General features: G+C 55.6%; 19 protein-coding genes and 2 tRNA genes. 12 read left to right on the top strand and 9 right to left on the bottom strand.

Translation table 11 applies throughout. The features are described from left to right. Positions 1-6 precede the first annotated feature (6 nt). The 4 genes from SPH27_RS05180 to SPH27_RS05165 all read left to right on the top strand — a co-directional run bounded on the left by SPH27_RS05180 (position 7) and on the right by SPH27_RS05165 (position 6,534). The gene (locus SPH27_RS05180) at positions 7-2,700 is read left to right on the top strand and encodes a cation-transporting P-type ATPase (RefSeq protein WP_182073013.1); all 2,694 of its coding nucleotides are present in this window, start codon (positions 7-9) and stop codon (positions 2,698-2,700) included. 61 nt (positions 2,701-2,761) lie between these two features. Beyond that, complete coding sequence (gene ldtA / locus SPH27_RS05175) at positions 2,762-3,658, top strand: L,D-transpeptidase (protein ID WP_182073014.1); 897 nt, start codon at positions 2,762-2,764, stop codon at positions 3,656-3,658. A 160-nt stretch (positions 3,659-3,818) separates the two neighbouring features. After that, a complete protein-coding gene (locus SPH27_RS05170) occupies positions 3,819-5,525 on the top strand; it encodes an AAA family ATPase (protein ID WP_058842184.1) in 1,707 nt (568 codons plus the stop codon). Then, positions 5,515-6,534 (top strand): hypothetical protein, encoded by a 1,020-nt coding sequence (locus tag SPH27_RS05165; protein WP_048979807.1) that lies wholly within the window; start codon positions 5,515-5,517, stop codon positions 6,532-6,534. Before SPH27_RS05170 ends, SPH27_RS05165 begins: the two co-directional genes overlap by 11 nt. 109 nt (positions 6,535-6,643) lie before the next feature. Here the strand turns inward: SPH27_RS05165 and SPH27_RS05160 are convergent. Next, positions 6,644-6,719, bottom strand: a tRNA-Asn gene (locus SPH27_RS05160). A gap of 320 nt (positions 6,720-7,039) precedes the next feature. Here SPH27_RS05160 and nac point away from each other — a divergent pair. Beyond that, the gene (nac, locus tag SPH27_RS05155; protein ID WP_033145933.1) at positions 7,040-7,957 is read left to right on the top strand and encodes a nitrogen assimilation transcriptional regulator NAC; all 918 of its coding nucleotides are present in this window, start codon (positions 7,040-7,042) and stop codon (positions 7,955-7,957) included. 96 nt (positions 7,958-8,053) lie between these two features. Then, complete coding sequence (gene cbl, locus SPH27_RS05150) at positions 8,054-9,004, top strand: HTH-type transcriptional regulator Cbl (protein ID WP_023336219.1); 951 nt, start codon at positions 8,054-8,056, stop codon at positions 9,002-9,004. Between the two features lie 43 nt (positions 9,005-9,047). Here cbl and SPH27_RS05145 read toward each other — a convergent pair whose 3' ends face one another. Next, positions 9,048-9,653 carry a glutathione S-transferase family protein gene (locus SPH27_RS05145; RefSeq protein ID WP_048980132.1) on the bottom strand — a complete coding sequence of 202 codons (606 nt, stop codon included), beginning with the start codon at positions 9,651-9,653 and terminating at the stop codon, positions 9,048-9,050. A gap of 173 nt (positions 9,654-9,826) precedes the next feature. Here SPH27_RS05145 and SPH27_RS05140 point away from each other — a divergent pair, with 173 nt between their 5' ends. The 3 genes from SPH27_RS05140 (at position 9,827) to SPH27_RS05130 (ending at position 11,558) form a co-directional block, all read left to right on the top strand. Further along, positions 9,827-10,720: a LysR substrate-binding domain-containing protein gene (locus SPH27_RS05140; protein WP_048980130.1), complete on the top strand. Its 894-nt coding sequence runs from the start codon at positions 9,827-9,829 to the stop codon at positions 10,718-10,720. Between the two features lie 177 nt (positions 10,721-10,897). Further along, complete coding sequence (locus SPH27_RS05135) at positions 10,898-11,251, top strand: type II toxin-antitoxin system RelE/ParE family toxin (protein ID WP_048980127.1); 354 nt, start codon at positions 10,898-10,900, stop codon at positions 11,249-11,251. Positions 11,252-11,255: 4 nt separating this feature from the next. Then, positions 11,256-11,558 (top strand): XRE family transcriptional regulator, encoded by a 303-nt coding sequence (locus tag SPH27_RS05130; protein WP_029741460.1) that lies wholly within the window; start codon positions 11,256-11,258, stop codon positions 11,556-11,558. Positions 11,559-11,633: 75 nt separating this feature from the next. Here the strand turns inward: SPH27_RS05130 and SPH27_RS05125 are convergent, their stop codons facing one another. Continuing rightward, positions 11,634-12,554, bottom strand: a complete 921-nt coding sequence (locus SPH27_RS05125; RefSeq protein WP_048980124.1) for a LysR family transcriptional regulator — start codon at positions 12,552-12,554, stop codon at positions 11,634-11,636. A 141-nt stretch (positions 12,555-12,695) separates the two neighbouring features. On the opposite strand from SPH27_RS05125, the gene SPH27_RS05120 reads away from it, so the two are divergent. The 3 genes from SPH27_RS05120 to SPH27_RS05110 all read left to right on the top strand — a co-directional run bounded on the left by SPH27_RS05120 (position 12,696) and on the right by SPH27_RS05110 (position 13,967). Next, a complete protein-coding gene (locus SPH27_RS05120; protein WP_096150847.1) occupies positions 12,696-13,085 on the top strand; it encodes a RidA family protein in 390 nt (129 codons plus the stop codon). Positions 13,086-13,376: 291 nt separating this feature from the next. Beyond that, a complete protein-coding gene (locus SPH27_RS05115) occupies positions 13,377-13,634 on the top strand; it encodes a hypothetical protein (RefSeq protein WP_058841451.1) in 258 nt (85 codons plus the stop codon). Beyond that, a complete protein-coding gene (locus SPH27_RS05110; RefSeq protein WP_058841450.1) occupies positions 13,635-13,967 on the top strand; it encodes a type II toxin-antitoxin system PemK/MazF family toxin in 333 nt (110 codons plus the stop codon). Between the two features lie 54 nt (positions 13,968-14,021). Here SPH27_RS05110 and SPH27_RS05105 read toward each other — a convergent pair. The 6 genes from SPH27_RS05105 to SPH27_RS05080 form a co-directional block, all read right to left on the bottom strand. Further along, positions 14,022-14,097 (bottom strand) — tRNA-Asn (locus tag SPH27_RS05105). A gap of 164 nt (positions 14,098-14,261) precedes the next feature. After that, positions 14,262-16,451 (bottom strand): TonB-dependent siderophore receptor, encoded by a 2,190-nt coding sequence (locus SPH27_RS05100; protein WP_047061141.1) that lies wholly within the window; start codon positions 16,449-16,451, stop codon positions 14,262-14,264. A 26-nt stretch (positions 16,452-16,477) separates the two neighbouring features. Further along, the gene (locus SPH27_RS05095) at positions 16,478-17,803 is read right to left on the bottom strand and encodes a lysine N(6)-hydroxylase/L-ornithine N(5)-oxygenase family protein (RefSeq protein ID WP_182072112.1); all 1,326 of its coding nucleotides are present in this window, start codon (positions 17,801-17,803) and stop codon (positions 16,478-16,480) included. Next, positions 17,800-19,542 carry an aerobactin synthase IucC gene (iucC, locus tag SPH27_RS05090; RefSeq protein WP_284593435.1) on the bottom strand — a complete coding sequence of 581 codons (1,743 nt, stop codon included), beginning with the start codon at positions 19,540-19,542 and terminating at the stop codon, positions 17,800-17,802. Before iucC ends, SPH27_RS05095 begins: the two co-directional genes overlap by 4 nt. After that, on the bottom strand, positions 19,539-20,486 hold the full coding sequence (locus tag SPH27_RS05085) for a GNAT family N-acetyltransferase (protein WP_182072114.1): 948 nt from the start codon (positions 20,484-20,486) through the stop codon (positions 19,539-19,541). The genes iucC and SPH27_RS05085 overlap by 4 nt, the downstream gene beginning before the upstream one ends. Further along, on the bottom strand, positions 20,486-22,228 hold the full coding sequence (locus tag SPH27_RS05080) for an IucA/IucC family protein (protein ID WP_182072116.1): 1,743 nt from the start codon (positions 22,226-22,228) through the stop codon (positions 20,486-20,488). Before SPH27_RS05080 ends, SPH27_RS05085 begins: the two co-directional genes overlap by 1 nt. Between the last annotated feature and the right edge of the window lie 112 nt (positions 22,229-22,340).

Raw genomic sequence — 22,340 nt, 5'->3', positions numbered from 1 at the left:
GGAACGATGAAAACAGGAAAACCTGAACGTCCGTATTATCAACAAACCGTTGATGAAACCCTGTCGAATATTCACTCCACCCTGGAAGGCCTTAGCGGCACAGAGGCATCAGCCCGACTGCAGCAGCATGGTGAGAATGCGTTACCGCAAAAAAAAGGTAAACCCGCCTGGCTGCGCTTCCTGGCGCATTTTAACGACGTATTGATTTATGTTCTGCTGGTGGCCGCGTTGCTTAAGCTCTTCATGGGCCACTGGGTAGACATGTTCGTGATCCTTGGGGTTGCCATCATTAACGCGCTGATTGGCCATATCCAGGAGAGCAACGCTGAAAAATCGCTGCAGAGCATTCGCAATATGCTCTCCAGCGAAGCCGTGGTGGTACGACAGGGGAATCATGAAACGATCCCCACCACGGCGCTGGTTCCGGGAGATATCGTGGTGATCCGCGCCGGGGATCGTATCCCTGCGGACCTGCGCGTGATTGAAGCGCATAACCTTCGCGTGGAGGAGGCCATCCTGACGGGCGAATCCACCGTTGTTGAGAAAAACAGCGATGCGTTAAGCGGGGAACTGCCCTTAGGTGACCGGTATAATCTGCTCTACTCAGGCACCACCGTCAGCTCCGGCGGCGGTAAAGGCGTGGTGGTGGCAACCGGGGGCGAGACCGAGCTGGGCCACATCAATCAGATGATGTCCGACATTGAAAAACACCGCACGCCGCTGATGGTGCAGATGGATAAGCTCGGTAAGACCATCTTCATCACTATCCTGGTGATGATGGTGGCGCTGTTTGTCTTTAGCCTCCTGTTCCGGGATATGCCGGTTTCTGAACTGGTGCTGTCGCTTATTAGCCTCGCCGTTGCCGCCGTGCCGGAAGGCCTGCCGGCCATCATTTCCATCATCCTTTCGCTTGGCGTACAGGCCATGGCGCGTCGCAAGGCCATCATTCGCAAGCTGCCTACGGTGGAAACGCTGGGGGCGATGACGGTCATCTGCTCGGATAAAACCGGCACCCTGACGATGAATGAAATGACGGTCAAAGCGGTGATTACCGCTGACACGACCTATCGCGTGGAGGGCGACAGCTACGAACCGGTGGGGAATATTCACCCCGTAGATGACCCGACGCCCGTCAGCGTGACGCAGGGTTCCCTGCTGGAACGCTACCTGCGCACCATTGATTTCTGTAATGACAGCCAGCTGATCAAAGACGAGCAGGGGCTGTGGAAAATCACCGGGGGCCCAACCGAGGGCGCGCTGAAGGTGCTGGCGGCGAAAATCCCGCTCCCACCGGTCGATACCGAAATGCGCAGTAAAATCCCGTTTGATTCACAATATAAATACATGTCCACCCTGTACCGGCTGGGCGATGAAGAGGTGATTTTAATCACCGGCGCGCCGGACGTCCTGTTCCGCCTCTGCCAGTACCAGCAGACGAATGACGGACTGCAGCCATTCGATCAGCCTTACTGGGAAGGGAAGATTGAAGAGTATGCCCGGGAAGGTCTGCGCATGGTGGCCGCGGCCTGGAAACCTGCCCGCGAGGGACAACGCGAGCTGGATCACCCGGACCTGCATGACGGCGTGATCCTGCTGGGTATCGCAGGAATGATGGATCCGCCGCGTCCGGAGGCCATTACCGCCATTGCCGACTGTCTGCAGGCCGGGATCCGCGTGAAAATGATCACCGGCGACCACCCGCAAACGGCCATGAGCATTGGGCAAATGTTGGGGATTGGTAACGCCGCAAGCGCTATCACCGGACGTGAGCTGGAGGCGATGGACGATCGTCAGCTGAGCGACGCCGCACGGCAGTACGATATTTTCGCCCGAACCAGCCCGGAGGATAAATTCCGCCTTGTGCAGGCTCTGCAAAGTAAACAGGAAGTCGTGGGCATGACCGGGGATGGCGTAAATGATGCCCCCGCGCTCAAGCGGGCGGATGTGGGTATCGCCATGGGGATTAAGGGGACTGAAGTGACCAAGGAAGCCGCCGACATGGTGTTAACGGATGACAACTTTGCCACCATTGCCAGCGCGGTGCACGAGGGGCGTCGGGTTTACGACAACCTGAAAAAGACCATTCTGTTCGTTATCCCCAGCAACATCGCGCAGGCCCTGCTGATTATCATCGCGCTGCTGGCGGGGAACCTGATCCCGCTGACGCCGGTCCTGATCCTGTGGATGAACATGGCGACGTCGGCAACGCTGTCGTTTGGCCTGGCGTTTGAAGCGGGTGAGAAGGACATCATGAACCGGCCACCGCGCAAGGCGAATCTCCATGTGATGGACGGCTATGCCATCTGGCGCGTCGTGTTTGTCGGTCTGATGATTGCCATCAGCGCCTTCGTGCTGGAAGCCTGGCTACAGCCGCGCGGCTACTCGGCAGAATTTATCCGCACCGTGCTGCTGCAAACCCTGGTCACTGCGCAGTGGTTCTACATGCTCAACTGTCGCGTGAATGACGGCTTCTCGCTGAGCAAAGGCCTGCTGGCGAACAAAGGGATTTGGATCGTGAGCGGCGTACTGCTGGCGCTACAGCTTCTTATCATTTACGCACCGTTCATGCAGATGCTCTTTGGCACCGAAGCGCTGCCGTTCCGCTACTGGGTCATCACCTTCCTGATTGGTTTTGTGATGTTCCTTATTGTCGAGGCGGAGAAAGTGCTGACGCGCAGGTGGCGCAAAACCGAGGCGTAATAGCGTAAACTGAGAAAGCCTGCCTGAGTCCGGGCTTTCTCTTTTTTGAGCGCAGAAAACTATGATTCGACTTACCTGGTTCGTCCTTACGCTGTGTGCCGCTGTACCCGGTGCGTTTGCCGTAACCTATACGCTTCCGCCGGAAGGCAGTCGTCTGGTAGGTACCCCGATTATCATCACCGTTCCCGAAGGCAACACGCTGCCTCTGGAAGCCTTTGCCGCGCAGTACGGGCAGGGGCTGAGCAACCTGCTGGAAGCAAACCCGGGCGTGGATCCTTTTTTGCCCAAACCCGGCACCCGGCTGGTGATTCCTCAGCAGCTGATTTTGCCTGACACCGTCCGCGAGGGCATTATCGTCAATGCGGCGGAGATGCGTCTCTACTACTACCCGCCAGGCGGTAACACCGTTGAAGTGCTGCCCATCGGTATCGGTCAGGCCGGGCGTGAAACCCCGCGTAACTGGGTGACGGCCGTTGAGCGTAAGCAGGAGGGGCCAACCTGGTCTCCAACGCCGAACACGCGCCGTGCCTATGCGGCAGAAGGGAAAACGCTGCCGGCATTCGTGCCCGCCGGGCCGGATAACCCGATGGGGCTGTATGCGATTTATATCGGCAGGCTGTATGCCATTCACGGCACAAACTCGAATTTCGGCATCGGGCTGCGGGTAAGTCAGGGCTGTATTCGTCTGCGTAATAACGACATAAAGTATCTTTTCGATAACGTTCCCGTGGGAACCCGCGTGCAGCTTATCGATCGGCCTGTAAAGATGACCACGGAGCCGGACGGCAGCCGCTGGGTGGAAGTTCACGAGCCATTATCACGTAACCGTGCGGAATTTGAGTCAACCCGGAAAGTGCCGCTGCCTATTTCAGCCGCGCAGCGAACGCAGCTGATAAACGAGGGCGCGGGCGCTGAGCTGGAACGGCGGTCGGGGATGCCGGTTAAGATTGGCATGTGAGGGCCATCTTTCCAGGCACAGAAAAGCAAAAAGCCTGCTTTAAAAGCAGGCTTTTCAAATTTGACTCCCCAGAATCAGGGAGTAAGGGGCAAATTTAATACACAACGATAAATAGTTGATGATATTCTTGACGTATTTCCCCTTCCGCAAGGAAAAGCTAATGAGTGCACTTTCTCTCTGTATTGAATGCTGGCGCAATATTACCGACCAGACCTATGACTTTTCCTTACAGTATCGATATCGCTTTAATCAGGAAAAATCCGTTATAGAAGTTTCTCCCCGGGATGACGCTGTTCCGGTCAATTTTTTTGGCGTCAATGCTGAAGTGGTCTGCCTGACTGGAATAAATGGCAGCGGTAAAACTGCTGTCATGGGCATTCTAAATCTAACAGGGATGAAATTAGAGCGGGGGCAGCGTGTAGATACTGGCGAGCAGGCAATGCGACAGGCTTTCACCTATATCTTTAAACATTCAGCGTGTCTGTATGTGATACAGGTAAAACAGGGTGTGATTATCAATTTATGGAAAGCGCGTTGCAATGACGTCGTTGGCTCAATGGCGCTCCACTGTGAATCTATATCATCAACACCTATCGCTAACACCTGGTATTACGCATCAAATAACGTTCAGTTGAGCGTTGCGTTCAGTAAAATTTCCCGCCACGATTTATCGATTGCGCAACGCCGTCGATATAATAGCTATGCAGCTCCCTATGAAATTTATCATGCCTACCAGGCAATGGATTATTTTGAACTAAGGGAGAGTATCGCTCCACGCTTTTATACCTGGCGTGTTCAGGCTTCCTGGTATCAACATTTTCAGGGAGTAGATGTAAAAATAAAACAAGTCAATCAGCGCTTCTCGAAGAACGTTTATTTGGCTTCGCTTGTTGTATTGAAGCTTTTTTGGTTGATGGTGAGTTATGCCGAAGAAAACACAGGTTTCTGGAAAGAGGCTAATGTATCATTACAGCTACTGGATATCATTCCTGAGCGTATGGAACTGCTTGAAGATATTGTTCAACTTAATTCAAATGCGAAAATACTTGAGTTGCTGGAGAAATTTGAACCATTGTGTCAATCTCTCTTTTTAATCGACACCTATGCATTGGTGAAATTCTTATCATATATTCAAAAAGGCCGTAGTAGTCAAAAAGGTACCGTGCGGTACGAGTTTGGTCCTTCCGAAAATTATGAGAAACCGTTTAACCATGTTCTTCCTGTTTTGCTGAAAATAATGATGCTGATGAGGGAGAAGGTCCCCGAATGTCGGTTTACGATTGATCCGCCCTTCAGCACGGGAGAATGGAAGCTCGTTGATCTTTATGCTACGCTACAACGTAAAGCTGAGGACGCCCGACTAAAATCTAAAAACATTCAGCTACTGCTTGATGAACCAGATTCTGATTTACATCCTAAACGACAGGCACGTTTAATTAAAACGGTGCTTGATATACTGTCTGCCTATCCAGACGTTTATTTTCAGCTCATCATCTCCAGCCACAACCCGATAGTAATTTCAGATTTGCCCCGGGCAAGTGTCATACCCGTTGCGCCAGGCCCTGAAGAGCTGGGTAAAACATTTGGAAGTAATATTCATGATTTGTATAAACATCGCTTTTTTGTGGAGCAATCCGTTGGAGAGTTTGCCAGCAAAAAAATACGAGATGCGCTGAAGAATCCGGATATAGATGAAACAACATTACGTTTTTTGATATCTGAAGTCGGAGAGCCTGTTGTGACGTACGCGCTTCAACGCAAACTGGACAAACCCGCTCTGCTGGAGAGACGTGAAATTGAACACTTTATCTCACAGTTGACGGATGAACAGCGTGCTATGGTCAGAGGAAAACTTAGTGAGAAATGATACGGCTTTTCTTGAATGGTGCGTGCGAAGTAAATTCTTCGAAGGATTCAACAGACCATCACGAGGAAAGGATATACTGAGGGATACTATAATTGCCGTTTTTTTCGCAGGGATAAAGGAAAATTATCTGGCATTTAACAACGCTATCGCCGAAATGCAGAAATGTAAAACATCGTCTGATAAACTTAAAAAGTTGCGAAGTATACTTCAGAATCCGCAGTTTTCATGCGTGAGAGCTGCAGTTCTAATTTCCCCATGGCAAAAAAAAGTATTGAGTGCACAAAGCGTTTCTTTTGAGAAGGCGCTTACAAGTCTACCTGCGGCTTATAAAGTGGTTTTTGATGACTGGATGAAAGAAAATTATACTTGTTTTCGAGATTCAGTTTCAGCACCGCGTTTTGCCGGAGCATTAAATACCCCTGTTTGCCCATACTGTGATAAAGCCTTTCTGGATGTTACTAAAAAATTTTACGGTGAGCTTGATCATTATTTGGATAAATCAACTTACAGCTATTATGCCTTGAACATCTATAACTTTGTCCCGGTATGCGCTGTTTGTAATAAGAAGAAAAGCAAAAAGAAACTTGAGCATTTCCATCCCATGAATGAAACTCTTGACTCAGTTTTTCAGTTTTGTTTATCCGATAGCGACAGAGTTATTGCGCTCTCAAATTACCAGGTGTTAAACGTAAAGATAAAACAGCGTTTCCTGGTGGGAAAATCTGATGCGCTAAAGGAGCTAAATGAGACGTTTGCGCTTGATGATCGTTATGAGAACATGATAGCAGTGGTGGATTATCTGGCACAGCTTAAACGTATTTACACATCAGACTGGCTTAAAGAGTTGCAGTCTATGTATGACCTCACCTTTACTCAGACAGAACTCAGACAATTGCTGCTGGGTCAGTTTAATTTCAGCCAGCCGTCGGTTCGATTACAACCGTTAACCAAGCTTATTGACGATCTGGTAAGAGATCTGGACGTGTTTAACGATAACATTCTGGACTGATTCACAGCCGTAGACATATTCTGACCAGACAAAGAGGCCTCTTCAAAGGCCTCCAGACTGTCTCACCAGAAACGGAAAAAGCCTGCTTTAAAAGCAGGCTTTTCAAATTTGGCTCCTCTGACTGGACTCGAACCAGTGACATACGGATTAACAGTCCGCCGTTCTACCGACTGAACTACAGAGGAATCGTGTGAACGGGGCGCATATTATCGACCTGCGTTCGCCTTGTCAAAGGGTGGATCAACGCCTTTTGATCGTTTGCTGACAAAATCGGCAAAGTGATGTTTTTGGCAGCGGAATGCACCGTCATGGTGCGGGCATACCCCTAATGGGGCAGATCATAAACTGCTGTTTCAGTAATAAAACCCACCTCCATGATTAGGTTTCCTTATTTTCAGGCGTTTAGCGAACAATTTGGACCGCCTGGTAAAAGTGGCATTCATATTGCAAAACCTGTTCAACAACGACAGCCGGTTCCGGCACAGCATTTCGAACAGGGGGCAAAATGAACTTAAGACGACTGAAATACTTCGTAAAAATCGTCGATATCGGCAGCCTGACTCAAGCGGCTGAAGTGCTGCATATCGCGCAGCCTGCGCTGAGCCAGCAGGTGGCTACTCTGGAAGGCGAGATGGATCAGCAGCTGTTGATCCGCACCAAACGCGGCGTCACGCCAACGGAAGCAGGCAAGATCCTGTATACCCATGCGCGCACCATCCTTCGCCAGTGTGAACAGGCGCAGCTGGCGGTAAATAACGTGGGCCAGACCCTGAGCGGGCACGTTTCTATCGGACTGGCGCCGGGAACGGCTGCGTCCTCTATTACCATGCCGCTGCTGCAGGCCGTACGCGCCGAGCTGCCTGAAGTGCTGGTGTACCTGCACGAAAACAGCGGTTCCGTACTGAATGACAAACTGCTCAACGGGCAGCTGGATATGGCGGTCCTTTACGATCGCTCCCCGGTCGCCGGCATCACCAGCCAGCCGCTGCTGAAAGAAGATCTCTACCTCGTGGGCACCCGCGACTGTCCGGGCCAGAGCGTAGACCTTACCGCCGTGGCAGAGATGAACCTTTATCTGCCGCGCGACTACAGCGCCGTGCGCGTGCGCGTGGACGAAGCGTTCTCCCTGCGCCGCCTGACGGCCAAAATCATCGGTGAAATTGACTCAATCTCCACGCTCACCGCGGCCATTGCCAGCGGAATGGGCGTGACGGTTCTGCCGGAATCCGCAGCACGCTCGCTGTGCAGCGCGGCGAACGGCTGGATGGCGCGGATCACCACGCCTTCCATGAGCCTGCCGCTGTCGCTGAATATGTCTGCGCGCGGTTCGCTGACGCCGCAGGCGCAGGCGGTAAAAGAGATTTTGATGTCGCTGGTCAGCAAGCCGTCGCTTGAGAACCGTGAACTCCAGCTCGTGAGCTGATATTCCATAAAAGCATAAGATGCTGGTTTTTATTATTTGTTCTGCAGCGCGGCTGACTCTAACAATAGAGCTATGTCAGATGCGCCGGAGTGAATCGTGAATTTCCAGCAACTTAAAATTATCCGTGAGGCGGCCAGGCGGGACTACAACCTGACCGAGGTCGCCAATATGCTTTATACCTCTCAGTCCGGCGTCAGCCGCCACATCCGCGAGCTGGAAGAGGAGCTGGGCATAGAGATCTTTATCCGTCGCGGCAAGCGGCTGCTCGGCATGACGGAGCCGGGTAAGGCTCTGCTCACCATCGCAGAGCGGATCCTCAACGAGGCCAGCAACGTGCGTCGTCTGGCGGATCTTTTCACCAATGACGCCTCGGGCGTACTCACCATCGCCACCACCCACACCCAGGCGCGCTACAGCCTGCCGCCGGTGATTAAAGCGTTCCGCGAACTTTTCCCCGACGTCCGTCTGGAGCTCATCCAGGGCACGCCGCAGGAAATTGAAGTGCTGCTGCAAAACGGTGGGGCGGATATCGGCATTGCCAGCGAACGCCTGAGCAACGACCCGCTGCTGGTGGCCTTTCCCTGGTTCCGCTGGTACCACAGCCTGTTACTCCCGGTCGATCATCCGCTGAATCAGGTTTCCCCTCTGACGCTGGAAGACGTTGCGAAATGGCCGCTGATCACCTACCGCCAGGGGATCACCGGACGCTCGCGCATAGACGAGGCCTTCAACCGCAAAGGGCTAACGCCGGACGTGGTGCTGAGCGCGCAGGATTCTGACGTGATCAAAACCTACGTCGAGCTGGGTCTGGGCATTGGTCTGGTGGCGGAACAGTCCAGCGGAGAACGCGAGGACGGGAACCTGGTGCGTCTTGATACGCGTCATCTGTTCGACGCCAACACCGTATGGCTTGGCCTGAAGCGCGGTCAGCTGCAGCGCAACTACGTGTGGCGCTTTATCGAGCTCTGCAACGCCGGGCTGTCGGTGGATGAGATTAAACGCCAGGTGATGGAGCCGGAAGAAGTGGCGATTGATTATCAGATTTAGGTGCTGATTTGCCCGGTAGCGCTGCGCTGACCGGGCTCATCGCTTAGCTGAACGGATATTTTTTAAAGACCGCCTGTGATTCAAATGATTCGGCAACCGCCTGAATCCCTCTAAAATCCGCTGCGTTAACGACGTGCGGGATCATCGACTGAATAAACGTCCAGACAACCGTGCTCGTGACGGCAACCTGATCGGGAACGGCGGAGGCCGGACGCGTCTCCAGCAAGGCATTCCATTCCCTGCAGGCCGCCAGCAGCTGGGTTGTAATGCGTTCGACCCATAAAGCGTGCTGCTTTTCCACCGGGCGCTGGTGGTGTTCATACACATTTTGCACGGCTTTCTCCGCGGCGGCGAGGATAAAGCCCAGCGTCTGAAGATCGTTTGCCAGCGCATCCGGCTCTACGGGCAGAAGTCTCCGCCCGGGTGCGGCCTGAGTCTCGAAATAATTCAATATCAATGACGAGTCCATCAAACGTATTCCGTTATCCAGAATCAGCGTCGGCGCTTTTACCGCGGGGTTGATTCGGGAGAACGCGTCGAAGGTGCTGAATACCGACAGCGGCTGACTTTCAAACTCAACGCCATAAAGTTCAAGGGAAATCGCCACGCGCCGTACATAAGGTGAATCCATCATGCCAACAAGCTTAATCATCGTTGCCGTTTTCCTGTCTCTGTGAAATAACGCGTCATTGAAGAGGATGAACAGACAGTACAATACAAACTTCCTGGCGAATATCTTCAGTATCTTACCGTAAAGGTTAGTATTACTGACATGTGGGCAAGTTGCCGTTATACATCCAGCGCGGATAAGGAAGTGCTTTCATGTCGGATTTTCCACCCATTGCCAGTTTGCGAAGCTTTGAAGCCGTCGCCCGTCTTGGCAGCGTGACGCTGGCGGCGAAAGAGCTCCACGTTACCCATTCCGCAATCAGCCAGCAGATCAAACTGCTGGAGGAGATGGTGGGCGTAAAGCTCTTTATCCGTCAGGGACGCGGGGTGCAGATCAACGAAGAAGGGCGGCTCTATGCCTTACAGGTACGCGAGGCGTTGAACCATATCGCAGATGCCACTCGGCTTGTACAGGTGAAGCCGAGAAAGCAGGAGCTGACGCTGGCGATGGTTCCGTCTTTTGGATGCCACTGGCTGTTGCCGCGTCTGGAACGCTTTCGGGCGAAATATCCGCTTATCACCCTTCGGATCCAGTCCAGCCTGACGGTCACCAGCCTGCAGCAGGAAGGAACAGATATCGCGATACGAATGGGGAAGGGAAACTGGGAAGGGAGCGAAAGCCAGTACCTTTTTTCCGATGAGCTTATTGTGGTGGCCGCACCCGGCTATAACGACGGCGAGCTGCCCGCTACGCCGGCTGAGATTGCAAAAAGTCATATTATTTTTTCCATGGAGTCGTGGAAAACGTGGTGCGTAAATGCGGGGCTTGAGAAAGAGATCGTGCCTGGCGGTTTATGCATTAACGACTCGAATTTAATTATCGAAGCCGTTCGGCTCGGGAAAGGCATCGCGCTGGAGCGTCGCTCTTTGGTTCAGGATGCCATCACCCGGGGCGAGCTCGTCCAGCTAACCTCCATTACCGCGCCGTATCCCTGGCCTTACTGGCTGGTGAAAGCGCAGTCAACGGAGACGAAGCCCGAGGTGGCTCTTTTTGTCGCGTGGCTGGATGAGGAAGTGGCGGCCTGGCGGCAGTTGCTGGGCTGCTGAACTTTTTCCGATTCTGCTCGTAACAAAATGAATATCCAACAAGGGATACATAGAATTACTCCGGTACGCATTCAGTATTTCCGTAACCCCACAAGATTCTGCTTTTCCATCTCAGCATAATCATCGCTATAGCTTTGCACGTATATAGCTTTTGATCTATATTGGATGGGAGGTCTTGTGTGGGCAATTAACACGACGGACAGGTTTGATCGCTGGTTCACTTCGCTTGACGATACCGATCGCGCCAGCGTACTTGCAGCACTGCTTGTTTTGCGAGAGAAGGGGCCGGGTTTATCGAGACCCTACGCTGATACGCTTAAAGGCTCTCGTTACAGCAACATGAAAGAGCTACGTATTCAGAGTAAGGGCGATCCCTTGCGGGCGTTTTTCGCCTTTGATCCAAACCGCACGGGTATCGTGCTTTGTGCGGGCAATAAGGTCGGCAATGAAAGGCGATTCTACGATGAGATGCTTCTCGTTGCTGACCGGGAATTCACTCACTGGCTGGATAGATTAAAAGAGAGGGAATAGCGCGATGGGAAGAACCCTTGAGCAGCTTATAGCGGATGAAAAGCCGGAGGTTGTCGCCAGCGCTCAGGCGATAGCAACGGATATTTTGCTCAACATTCATCTTGCTGAGTTACGCGAGAAAGTACAAAAAACGCAGGTAGAAATGGCGCAGGCGTTGGGTATCAGGCAACCTACCGTTGCGGTAATGGAAAAGCCCGGGCGCGATTTGAAACTCTCTTCTCTCAAGCGCTACGTTGAGGCTGCGGGCGGAAAGCTGCGGCTTGATGTGGAGCTGCCGGATGGCTCGCACTATGAGTTTGTGCTTTAGGGCAGAAAAGCAAAAAACCTGCTTCAAAACCGCCAGCATGACCGTCACTCGGCGGTGTTGAGCGAATAGATGCAGTTACTTATGGGTAGAAGTGGGGACATGCTGCTGCATCAATTCAACGATCCAATCAATAAAAACGCGCAGTTTGGCGTTAACGTGGCGGTTCGGCGGAAAGGCCAGGTACAGGGGCATTGGGTTAATACGCCAGTCTTCAAATAGCGGAATCAAGGAGCCACAAGCCTGATGTGCTGCCGCCATATAAACGGGTAGCGCAATCACGCCTAATCCCGCGAGCCCGGCTTCGAGGTAGGCATTGCCATCATCCACTGCAAGCACGTAGCTGCCCGTGATTTCAATATGTTCGCTCTCACCGTGCAGTACCAGAGGATCAACCTTACCGGTGCGTGAGGACAAGAATCCCACTATGCGATGGTCCGTGTTTTCCAGCTCTCGCGGATGCGCAGGTGCGCCGAGGCGTTCCACATAGCTCGGTGCGACGTAAACACCGATTTGTAAATCGCCGATATGGCGTGCGATCAGAGACTGGTCATTGATTTCCCCGCCGCGCACGACGCAATCCACGTTGTCGCCGATCAGATCCACCACCCGGTCACTCACGCCCATGTCGAACTGGATATCAGGGTAGCGCGCGTGAAAAGCCGGTAGCGCGGGCACCAGCACCAGGCGGGCGAGAGGAGTGGGCACGTCCACCCGTAGTCGCCCCCGGGGCGTCATCGTCGCACTGGACAGGCTGTTTTCAGCATCTTCCATGTCCGCCAGCAGGCGGATTACGCGCTCGTAGTAGACCGCGCCATCAGGAGTCACACCGAGCCTGCGGGTGGTGCGGTGGAGCAGCCTGACGCGCAGGCGCGCTTCCAGCTGCTGAATAAGCTGCGTCACCGTGGTTTTGCTCATATGAAGCGTTTGGGCAGCCTTGGTGAAACTGCCTGCCTCCACCACGCGAGCAAAGGCGCGCATCGCATCGAAACGATCCATCCGTTGTTCTCTCTTTTCACCGATTGTTTGGATATTACAAACAATGATGGACAAAGTCGCTTGTTTATCCGCCCGATCCGACACCTGTAAAGTGTCTTTATGTTCACCGGGCAGATTTCGCCCCATAACAAAGGTACTAATATGACAATACGCGAAGCCGTTTTTCCCTTCGGTCGACAGGCGCTCTACGAGCGCAACCGGTATTCACCCGCCATCAAATCTAACGGCTTCCTGTTTGTTTCTGGACAGGTTGGTAGCCGGGAGGATGGTTCGCCTGAAGAGGATCTCAACGCGCAGATCCGGCTGGCATTCGATAACCTTAATGCTGTTCTTACGGCTGCGGGCTGCACGTTCGGTGACGTGGTTGACGTTACCCTCTTTGTCGTCGATCCCGAGTCAAACCTCGACGCTATCTGGAGTATCCTGCCAGAATATTGGGGGAAAGCGCCTTACCCGACGTTGACCGGGATCGGCGTGACGTGGCTGTACGGATTCCAGTTTGAGATTAAGGTGATTGCCAGGCTGCCCTAAGCGTTACGGGTCTTTTCGACGGTCAAAAGACAATACAGCGGGCGCAGCTCCGATCCGGAAGCCGCCTCGCATTTCGTTTATCCGATTAGCCATAATCCTTTGAACCGCAAAAACAGTTTTCTATTATCAGCCTTCTTAGTTCCGCGCTTCGTTCCCGCCTGCACTGTCCTTCGATGGATAACGGCTTTATGGACACCTAAATACGAAAAGGAAATCACCATGAATCTGATGAATAATTGTGCACTTCCCGTCATGAATGTTATATTAAAATATAATATCTGGAGGTGCGCTATGTATACAACTCGTCTGAAAAAGGTCGGCGGATCCATCATGCTGGCAGTTCCTCCCGCCGTGCTGAAAACGCTGGAGCTGTCGACGGACAGCGAAGTCGGCATGACCATTAATAATGGCTGCCTGATTATTGAACCCCAGAAGCGGCCTCACTATTCGCTTGAGGAGCTGCTGGCGCAGTGCGATCCGTACGCTGAAATGAGCGAAGAGGAGCGGGAATGGATCGATGCGCCTGCGGTGGGCAGGGAGATCCTGTAAATGGACAGAGGGGAAATCTGGCTTGTTTCACTGGATCCGATTGCTGGCCACGAGCAAAGTGGAAAACGTCCGGTTCTTGTCGTATCGAAGGCATCGTTTAACAAGCTGACCCGGTTACCGGTAGTGGTTCCCGTCACCAGCGGCGGAAACTTTGCACGTACAGCAGGTTTCACCGTTTCACTGGAAGGGGCGGGGACAACAACAACGGGCGTTATTCGCTGTGACCAGCCCAGAACCATTGATATGGCTGCCCGGAACGGCATGCGGCTGGAACGTATACCTGACGCCGTTGTAAATGAAGTGCTTGCCAGACTGGATGCGATTCTGAGTTAACATCAGTGACGCAGAAAAGCAAAAAGCCTGCTTTAAAAGCAGGCTTTTCAAATTTGGCTCCTCTGACTGGACTCGAACCAGTGACATACGGATTAACAGTCCGCCGTTCTACCGACTGAACTACAGAGGAATCGTGTGAACGGGGCGAATATTATCGACCTGCGTTCACCTTGTCAAAGGGTGAAAACGCACTTTTCTTTCGTTTGCCGACAATTTCAGCAAATCGCTGATTTTATAGCAAATTCGCGTTGAAATTACACAGCAAAATGCGCCGCCCGCAGGCGGCGCGCAGGATCAGAACAGTACGGAGTAGTTCAGACCAAACGTACGTCCGCGGCCTTTATAGGTATACAGCCCCGGTGCGCCGTAGGTTGGGCTATACAGCCCCGGTGCGCGCTGGCCCCAGGCGGTGGTGTAGTCTTTGTCCAGCAGGTTTTCCACGCTGAAGCTGACCTTACCCACCGGCAGGGCGTAGCTGCCCAGGAAGTCGACCGTGTTATAGCCATCGATCTTCTTGCCGTCGGAGTCTGACACGTCAAAGGTCTGCGTGCTCTGCACGCGCAGGGTCCAGTCGCCCGGCGCCCAGTTGACCCATGCGCTGGCTTTCGACGGGCTGGCGCTGTCAACCGTCAGCTTCTCCCATTTGCCGTTTTCGCGCGTTTCAGACTTGATGGCGTTAAAGTTCGCACCGGTGCTCCAGTCGCTGTCGGTGAAGAAATAGTCCACCTGACCTTCCACCCCGTAGATACGACGCTTGTCGTCTTCCAGGTTGATGGTCATATCCGTCTTGTTGATGGTGATGGTTTTATCAGAGAGCGAGTAATACGCCGCGACCTGCGTGCGCAGGTTATCGCCGGTGTAACGCCAGCCCAGTTCATAAGCGTTGACCTTGATACCGTCCAGCGTCGAGTCGTTCACGTTGACGCTGTTCAGCAGGCGATAGTGACCGTTGCTGAGCTGATAGGTGCCGGAGCCGTAGTACTTCGCCAGGTCCGGAATTTCGAAGCCCTGGGAGAAGTTAAACCACAGCTGCTGCTGTTCGGTCAGGCGACCGAGGATCCCGGCGTTAAACAGGAAGTTGTTGTAATCGGTTTTCCCGCCCGGCACCGCGTCGGCGGAGGTGGCTTTCCCGGTGGCGATGGCCTGCTGCTGGGTATAACCGACAAAGTCGTCCACCTTGTTTTCGGTGTACTGATAACGCACGCCGCCGCTCAGGGTGATGGCGTCAATGTCGTAGCTGGCCTGCAGGAACGGGGCGAGGTTGGTGATGCTGTAGCCCGGGTAACGGCCCACGTTGTAGGCGTTATCCAGCTCCATGCCGCCGCTCGCCGCAGCCTTGCTCAGGTTGAAGAACTGCTGGTTGGCATCGAAGGTTTCGTGGTCGGCATCCACACCCCAGGTCAGCGTTAAATCGTCCACCGGCTTGCTGTTCAGCGTCAGCTTGCCGCCGTAAAAATCGGTTTTCTGCTGGGACGCGCCGATGCTGCTCACCACGCCTTTGGTCAGGGTCGGGAACGGATAATAGGTCAGGCTCTCGTCGCGATAGTAAATCTGTGCGACCAGATCCTGGCCCCAGAAATCGGTATTGGAGTACTGCAGGTTAATCAGATGGCGCTCGGTGCCCGGTACGCGGTCAGAATCGAGATTATCTTTGTTGTACGCGGTCGCATCGCCCGTTACCGCCGAGAAGTTCTTCCCGAGATACAGCCCATGCTTGCCGTCGGACTCGCTCTTGTAGTACTGCGTCGTCAGCTGCAGCTGCTGACGATCGTCAATGTTGATGGTGCCTGTGCCCATCACATCAATACGGTCGGAATACTGGAGGCCGGTCTGGGTGTTATCGATAATCACCTCGTTGCCTTTGCCGTCATACCAGCCGCCGTAGCGCTGATACGACACCGACAGACGACCGGAGGCGTTGTCGTTGCCGCCGCTTACGGCTGCCGACACGTTCTCATCGCGATCGTTGTGGCTGTTAAACCCGCTTTTTGCCCCGGTCTGGAACTCAACTTCGGTCTCCGGCTGGCCCTTTTTGGTGACGATGTTCACCAGGCCGCCGGTGCTGCCGCCACCGTAGAGCGAGGTGGCGCCGGAGATCACTTCGATACGGTCAATGTTGAACGGATCGATAGAGTCCAGCTGGCGGCTGTCGCTGCGGGACGAGTTCAGGCGAACGCCGTCCACCATCACCATCATGGAGCGGCCGCGCAGGTTCATGCCGTAGTTGGTACGGCCCTGGCTGCTGACGTCCATGCCCGGGATCAGCTGCGCCAGCACCTCTTTAATCTCTTTCCCGCCCTGAACCTGCTGCTCAATTTCAGCCCGTTCAATGACCCAGGTGGTCTGCGCCATCTCCGCCACGCTGCGGTGCGCGCGGCTGGCGGAGACCACGATATTTTCTTCCTTTTGTTCTTCCGCCCACGCAGAGGTAGAAAGCATTGCAAGCAAGCAAGGATTTAAAACCCAAAGATGAGAACGTTTCATTGTTATGTTGATCCTGATTGTGTGTGTCAGTACTCGGTGGTTTTTGCTAACGATTTAAAAACCGGGCTGTTCTCCGGGCTGGTGGTGCTGCGCCAGTGGATAACGCCGGGTGTGGTAGCCAGCTCAAACGGCTCGTCGGCGTGCGCGCGATTAAGAATTCGCGCCGCGCGCCAGGCCATCAGGCTGAGCTGGGGTTCGGCAATGCCGAGACGGTGCATCCCGGCATTCACGGCGAACAGGCGGTTGCTCTGCGGGCCGTCCCATTCGAGGGTGAAATCGTTGTTAATGCAGAAGGCTTCGTCCGTATCCAGATGCAGGCGGTGAGACAGCGGCGCGAGGAACGCGGGCTGCACGGCGCGGTAGCCGGTGGCGAAAATCACCACGTCGCTCTCCAGCTGCTCGCGGCCGCCGTCGAGGTGATGCTGAATGCTCAGACGATGGCCGTTTTCCTGGCGCGTCAGGGACGTCACCGAGCGGGACGGCAGGAGATGCGCCCAGGGTTTTTCACGCAGCACTTCGAAGCGGTGGTACATGGCGCGGTAAATCGCCAGCAGGGACTCGGTGGTGATCCCGTCGGAGGTCATCTTCTGCTCGTGCAGCATCTGACGACGGGCCTCTTCACCCAGCGTGGAGAAGCTGTCCACGTACTCCGGCGTGAAATACTCGTTGGCAAAGGCGGCTTCATCCAGCGCGTTGTAGTTGTTGCGGCGCGATATCCAGTTCAGGCTCAGCGGCTGGCCCCATTCGCCGCGGAAGATATTCAAAAACAGGTCGGCCCCGCTCTGGCCGCCGCCGACGACGGTGACGCGCTTGCCCGCGAGATCCGGCGTGCGCAGCATCATCTCGCTGGCGTGGAAGCAGGTATCGTCCTGCGTCGTGACGCAGTCAGGCAGGTTGATCTGTTTGCCAATCCCCACGCAGACGTGGCGCGCCAGGAAACGGTCGCGCTGGGTCATTACCTCAAACAGGCCGCTTTTCTCATCAAAGCTCACCTGCTGTACCTGCTGGCTGAAGGCGAGATTGGTGAGGTTTTCCGCCGCCCAGCACAGGTAGTCCGCAAACTCTTCGCGGGAGACGGTGCGCTGCTCGGTAGTCAGGAAGCGGTAGAACTTTTTGCGCTGCACCAGGTAGTTCAGGAAGCTGTGGCGGTTGGTTGGCTCCACGGCGCTGACCAGATCCTTCAGGAAGCTGGTCTGCATGTGGCAGTCCGGCACCATCATTCCCGGGTGCCAGGAGAAGTGCGGTTTACGCTCAAGGAACAGCGAGCTAAAGCCGTCCAGCCCTTCAGCCAGAGCGGCGATGCTGAGGTTAAACGGGCCAATACCAATGCCGATGAAATCATAGGTTTTCATTGCGCTGACTCCCGGGAGGCGAGAAAAAGAGGGTTATCAAGGTCGGTGACATAGTTCGGCAGCATGCGGCTGCCGCCGTCGTGTTCGGAGAAGGTCAGTTTGACCGGGTTGAGGATCACGCGAATAATCTGCGGTTTGAAGAGATCGAATTTGGCGAAGCGTTCTGCCAGATCCGGGTGCGCCGCCATATAACCCCGTAAAACCCCGGCCAGAAGCTGGTAGAAACGCGTTTCGCTCACGCCGCATTGCAGCGTGAGGCGCGAGATAAAGCGCAGCACCGTCACAAAATTACCGGTTTGCAGGTCGTGAATAATGTAATCCGCGCTCAGGCGCGCCGTGACGGCCTTCACCTGCTCCGGCAGGCTCTGGGCCTGCGGGAAATCCTCATCCACCAGGCGCATATCGCCCTGGAAATCTTTCAGCAGAATGCGCTGCGGGACGTAATCCTTCATCACCAGCGTCACGTTCTGGCCGTGGGCGATCAGCGCCACGCCGTAGCGGCAGAGCAGGTGATAGAACGGGATCACCGTTGCCTCAAACAGCTTTTCAAGCCACGCGTCGGCGCTTAGCCCCGAGCGTTTAATCCACGCGTCGATCAGCGGGCGCCCGGCATTGTCGGTTTCCATCAGCGCCGCCATCAGCACCGCCTGTTCACCGTCTTCTACATAACAGGACGGATTCTCGCGCCAGATCACCCCCAGCATCTCCTGATAGCGGTAGGGCGCTTTCGGCAATGCGGCATAGCCCGGATGCGACAGATAACCGGCGGCGGGTTCGCCAAGCACCTGAGCACCGGAGCGGATCAGCGTGGCGTCGGCAGCGAACTGCTGCTGCAGCCAGCGCGAAGCCAGCGGCCCGGCGGCAATGTATTTGCCCGGGATGCCGCGATAGCAGGAGGTGTTGTAGATGGTCAGCGGAAGCTTGATGTCATACGGCGCGCGACGGCTGGCGTTAGTGAGCGTGCGCAGGGACTGCTGCGCCAGATACTCGTCGCCAAATTCGCCCAGCTCAACCATCTCACCGCGCGCCAGCTGCGCCAGGAAATGAACGGCGATCTTCTGCTGCCACTGCCACGGGTGCAGCGGCACCGGCAGCCAGCCGTCGTTGAGACCCAGCGCGTGCCAGCGGGCGTCAAAGCGGGCGCGCTCGGCGTTGTCCATGGCGCTGGCCAGCAGGGCGCTGATATCGCAATCGGCGTCGATGCTCCAGACCAGATGCTCCCGCTGAACGGCGACCCAGTGCAGGCGAAAACGTCCGCGATACTCAGGCGCGTACTGACGCAGCGCGTCCAGGCCCCAGCCGCGGCGACCTTTGTTGAAAATAAACTTCGGGTGACCGCTCATCAGACACTGTAATTCGTCCGGGTCGAGGTGGATTAGCGCATCCGCGTCCAGCGCTTCACGCGCCTGCAGCAGCTGCATGTCGCCGCGCAGCGTGGCGTAGAGATCTTCCATATGCTCTGCCGTTTGCGCGTCGCTCATCTCCAGCACTTTCGCCAGCTGCAGCAGCGCGCGTTCCGCTTCCACTGCATCGCAGCTGGCTGTAGTCAGGGTATCCGGGTCGATATGCAGCCAGCCCCAGATCCCGCGCGTGGCGCGAAACTGCCAGGACTCGTTGCCCATGGCGATGCGCCAGCCGTTCGACGAAACCGGCTCAGCGCGCAGGGTGCGTTCGTACTCCAGCTCGGCGAGGATTTTCGCCACCATCTCGCGGTTCACTTTCTGCCAGAGCGCGTTCACAGTTCCACCTCGCTGAAGAAGCGGTGGCGCTGGCTCATGATGAGGCGCGAGCGCTTGTGCGGGAAGTCGAACTCTTTCACCGTCTCGAAACCGGCGGAGGCCAGATGGCGGAACAGGCGCTGGTTGTCGAAGCGCGGCTCGGCGACAATTCGCGCGGTGCGCGGTTCATCGAGATACAGATAGTGGCTCAGGCCGCGCAGCCAGCTGCGGATGTACTGCGCGCCGCGCCAGTTCTCTTCGCCCACCAGCATGTGCAGCCCGCGGTCAAACGGCTGCCAGCGGTAGTGGCGGCCAATGCGGTCTTCTGGCGCCCAGTAGAGCTCAAAATAGCCGAACGGCTGGTCATCGAAGCAGCCGATAACCGGGTAGCAGTAGGTCGAGTCAAGCTGACGGCGCAGGTAGTTTTCCTGCTCGGCCTGCGGGCCAGCCATCTCCCAGAAGGCGTTCACGCGCGGGTTGTTCATCCAGCGCGTAAAGCGCTCGCCGTCCAGCGCCACGTCGGCCACGCGGAAGCTGAGGGTGCGCTTAATTTGCGGATCGTAACGACGGTACACTTCGCCCTGCGGGCGGTGAGGACGCAGCGGGAAGTACAGCTGACGGCTTTCATCAAACTGCATCCCGCCGCTGGCCTGCGGCCGTTCGCCTTTCAGCCACAGCGGCAGCTGCCAGAAGGTTTCGCGTGCCAGATAGTCCCCGTGGGCCAGGCTAAACAGCGCCTGCGCCTGGGGGGCATCCTGCCAGGCTGCCCAGGGCAGGGTAATGCCGGTCAGCGCGGGCGCGGCAACAAACAGCTGATCGAGTGCTTCGACCAGCCAGCCGTCCGGGATCCCATTCAGACGATCCAGCACCGCGCTGCCGTCGAGACCCAACGTCAGCGGCAGCGCGCGATCCGTTGCGGTGCAGCGAAAGCCGTAGCCGGAATGGACGATATTCGCGATGGACATTACGCCTTCTCCTTATAAAACGGGTTGCTAAAGTCGAAATAGATCACCGCCGGATCGACGATGGTGTTTTCATTGCGATCGTGCAGGTAGCAGAAGAAGTTGCCTTTGCAGTTCCAGGTCGGGCTGTCGAGGACGTAGTCGAGGCAGCGGGTCTGCTTCGCCGTGCGGCGCAGTTCGGCCAGCGCGTCGCGCACGCGGGACATCAGGTTCTCCTCGCTGTCAAAACCGGCGGCGGCGAGGGCGGCGGTGACGGCAAGGGTAGAGTTCAGCAGCAGGTAATAAGGGAAGTAGCGCAGCAGCTGGCTCTCACCGAAGCGGTTTTCCACCTCGGTTTCGCCCGCTGAATTCAGCCACGCGTCGGCCCCTTCGGTCCACGCGCTGCCCTGGCAGTCGCGGTAGATCAGCCCGACGGGGAAATCCTGCTGCATCTCAACGAGGATATTTTGCTGGTGCGCCAGCAGGACCAGGCCGTAGTCCGCCTCGGCGCTGAACAGCGGGAGCAACACGCGGTCGCAATAGGCGTCCAGCCAGCAGCGGGCGGCCTGGGCGAGGGGTAAATCCAGACGCTGGCTCAGACGGCGCACCGCGGAGGCCAGCAGGCTGTCGCCGCCGTCCGGCGCGGCCTGGGTCAGGCTCACCAGCACGTTGGTCTGGGTGTCTGGCGTATCGAACAGCAGATTGACGCGCAGGGCCATCAGGCTCTCTTCCTGAATAACGCCGCTTTCGTCACGCAGCCCCGCCCAGCCGTCTTCCTGCATCACGCGCATGGTCGGGTAGCGGGCCTGTAATTCTTGCCAGCGTTCCGTTTTCGCCAGGCGCGCCAGGCGCATTCCGCGCTTAACTTCTTTGACCGACAGCGTGCGCACGGAGTTGGTCAGGCGCACGCTGAGGGAGAACTTAATCATGTCGCTGTTGGTTTCGCTGTACAGCGAGCGGGAGGAGCTGGTGGGCAGCCACTGCGCGCCCGCTTCACCCAGGTCCTGCAATGCACCGTTTTCCGCCAGACGCTGGCACCAGTCCTGCTCCAGCAGAAAGTCGGCCTGCCACGGATGCATCGGCAGCAGCCAGCGGGTGTCGGTGAAGTGGCCGAGCAGCTCAGGCGCGCTCTGGGCCGCGAAGCGCAGCAGACGCTCACGCAGGGAGACGTTCAGGCTGTCGCCGGCAACGAGCGCGCTCTCAACGGCAAACCAGCGCAGCGGGAAGCGGGAGGCGAAATCAGGAAGATAGCGACGCGCCTCTGTTTCGTTGAACGGCTCGTGCGACTTCGGCGCCGGGTGAAACGCGTGGCCGACCAGCAGCGCCTGTTCCGCTTCAGCAAACGTCAGCGGCTTATCGCGCAGGTTTACCCAGCCGTGGCGCAGATCGATCGCCTGCCAGGTGTGGGCATGGCTTTCGAGAACGCGCTGCTTAAAACGCGCCAGCGTATCGGCATCCAGCGAGCCTTTTACTGACGGTTTTTCAAGAATTAAATCAACCAGTTGATCAAATGTGACGGCGTCACCGTCATCACTGTTGCTCTGAAGAAGCGTGGCCGGGAAACGGTACTGATGATGCTGGGTGGGAGAGAAATAGCGTACCGGAACCCGAAGCGCCTGGGTTTGGGACAGCGGGATATGAATGTTCGGTAACGCATCCGCAGCGGTAGCGGGGAGATAGCGCCAGTCCTTCGTTTCGCGCAACAGGGCGTTCAAAAAACACTGGGCTGCAACGTCTGTACCGGCAGAGCGGGTCAGAGCACGCATAGATGTACCTCATTCCATGATTGATAATAATTCTCGTTATGATATTCATTCTGTTTACAGCCGCAACCATTTTTGCAATATTTGTTTTCATAAACTTCATGATTTCCACACA

Source organism: Enterobacter sp. A103 (assembly GCF_034427535.1).
Lineage (GTDB): Bacteria > Pseudomonadota > Gammaproteobacteria > Enterobacterales > Enterobacteriaceae > Enterobacter > Enterobacter asburiae_B.
This window is presented reverse-complemented; position numbering and strand designations above follow the sequence as displayed.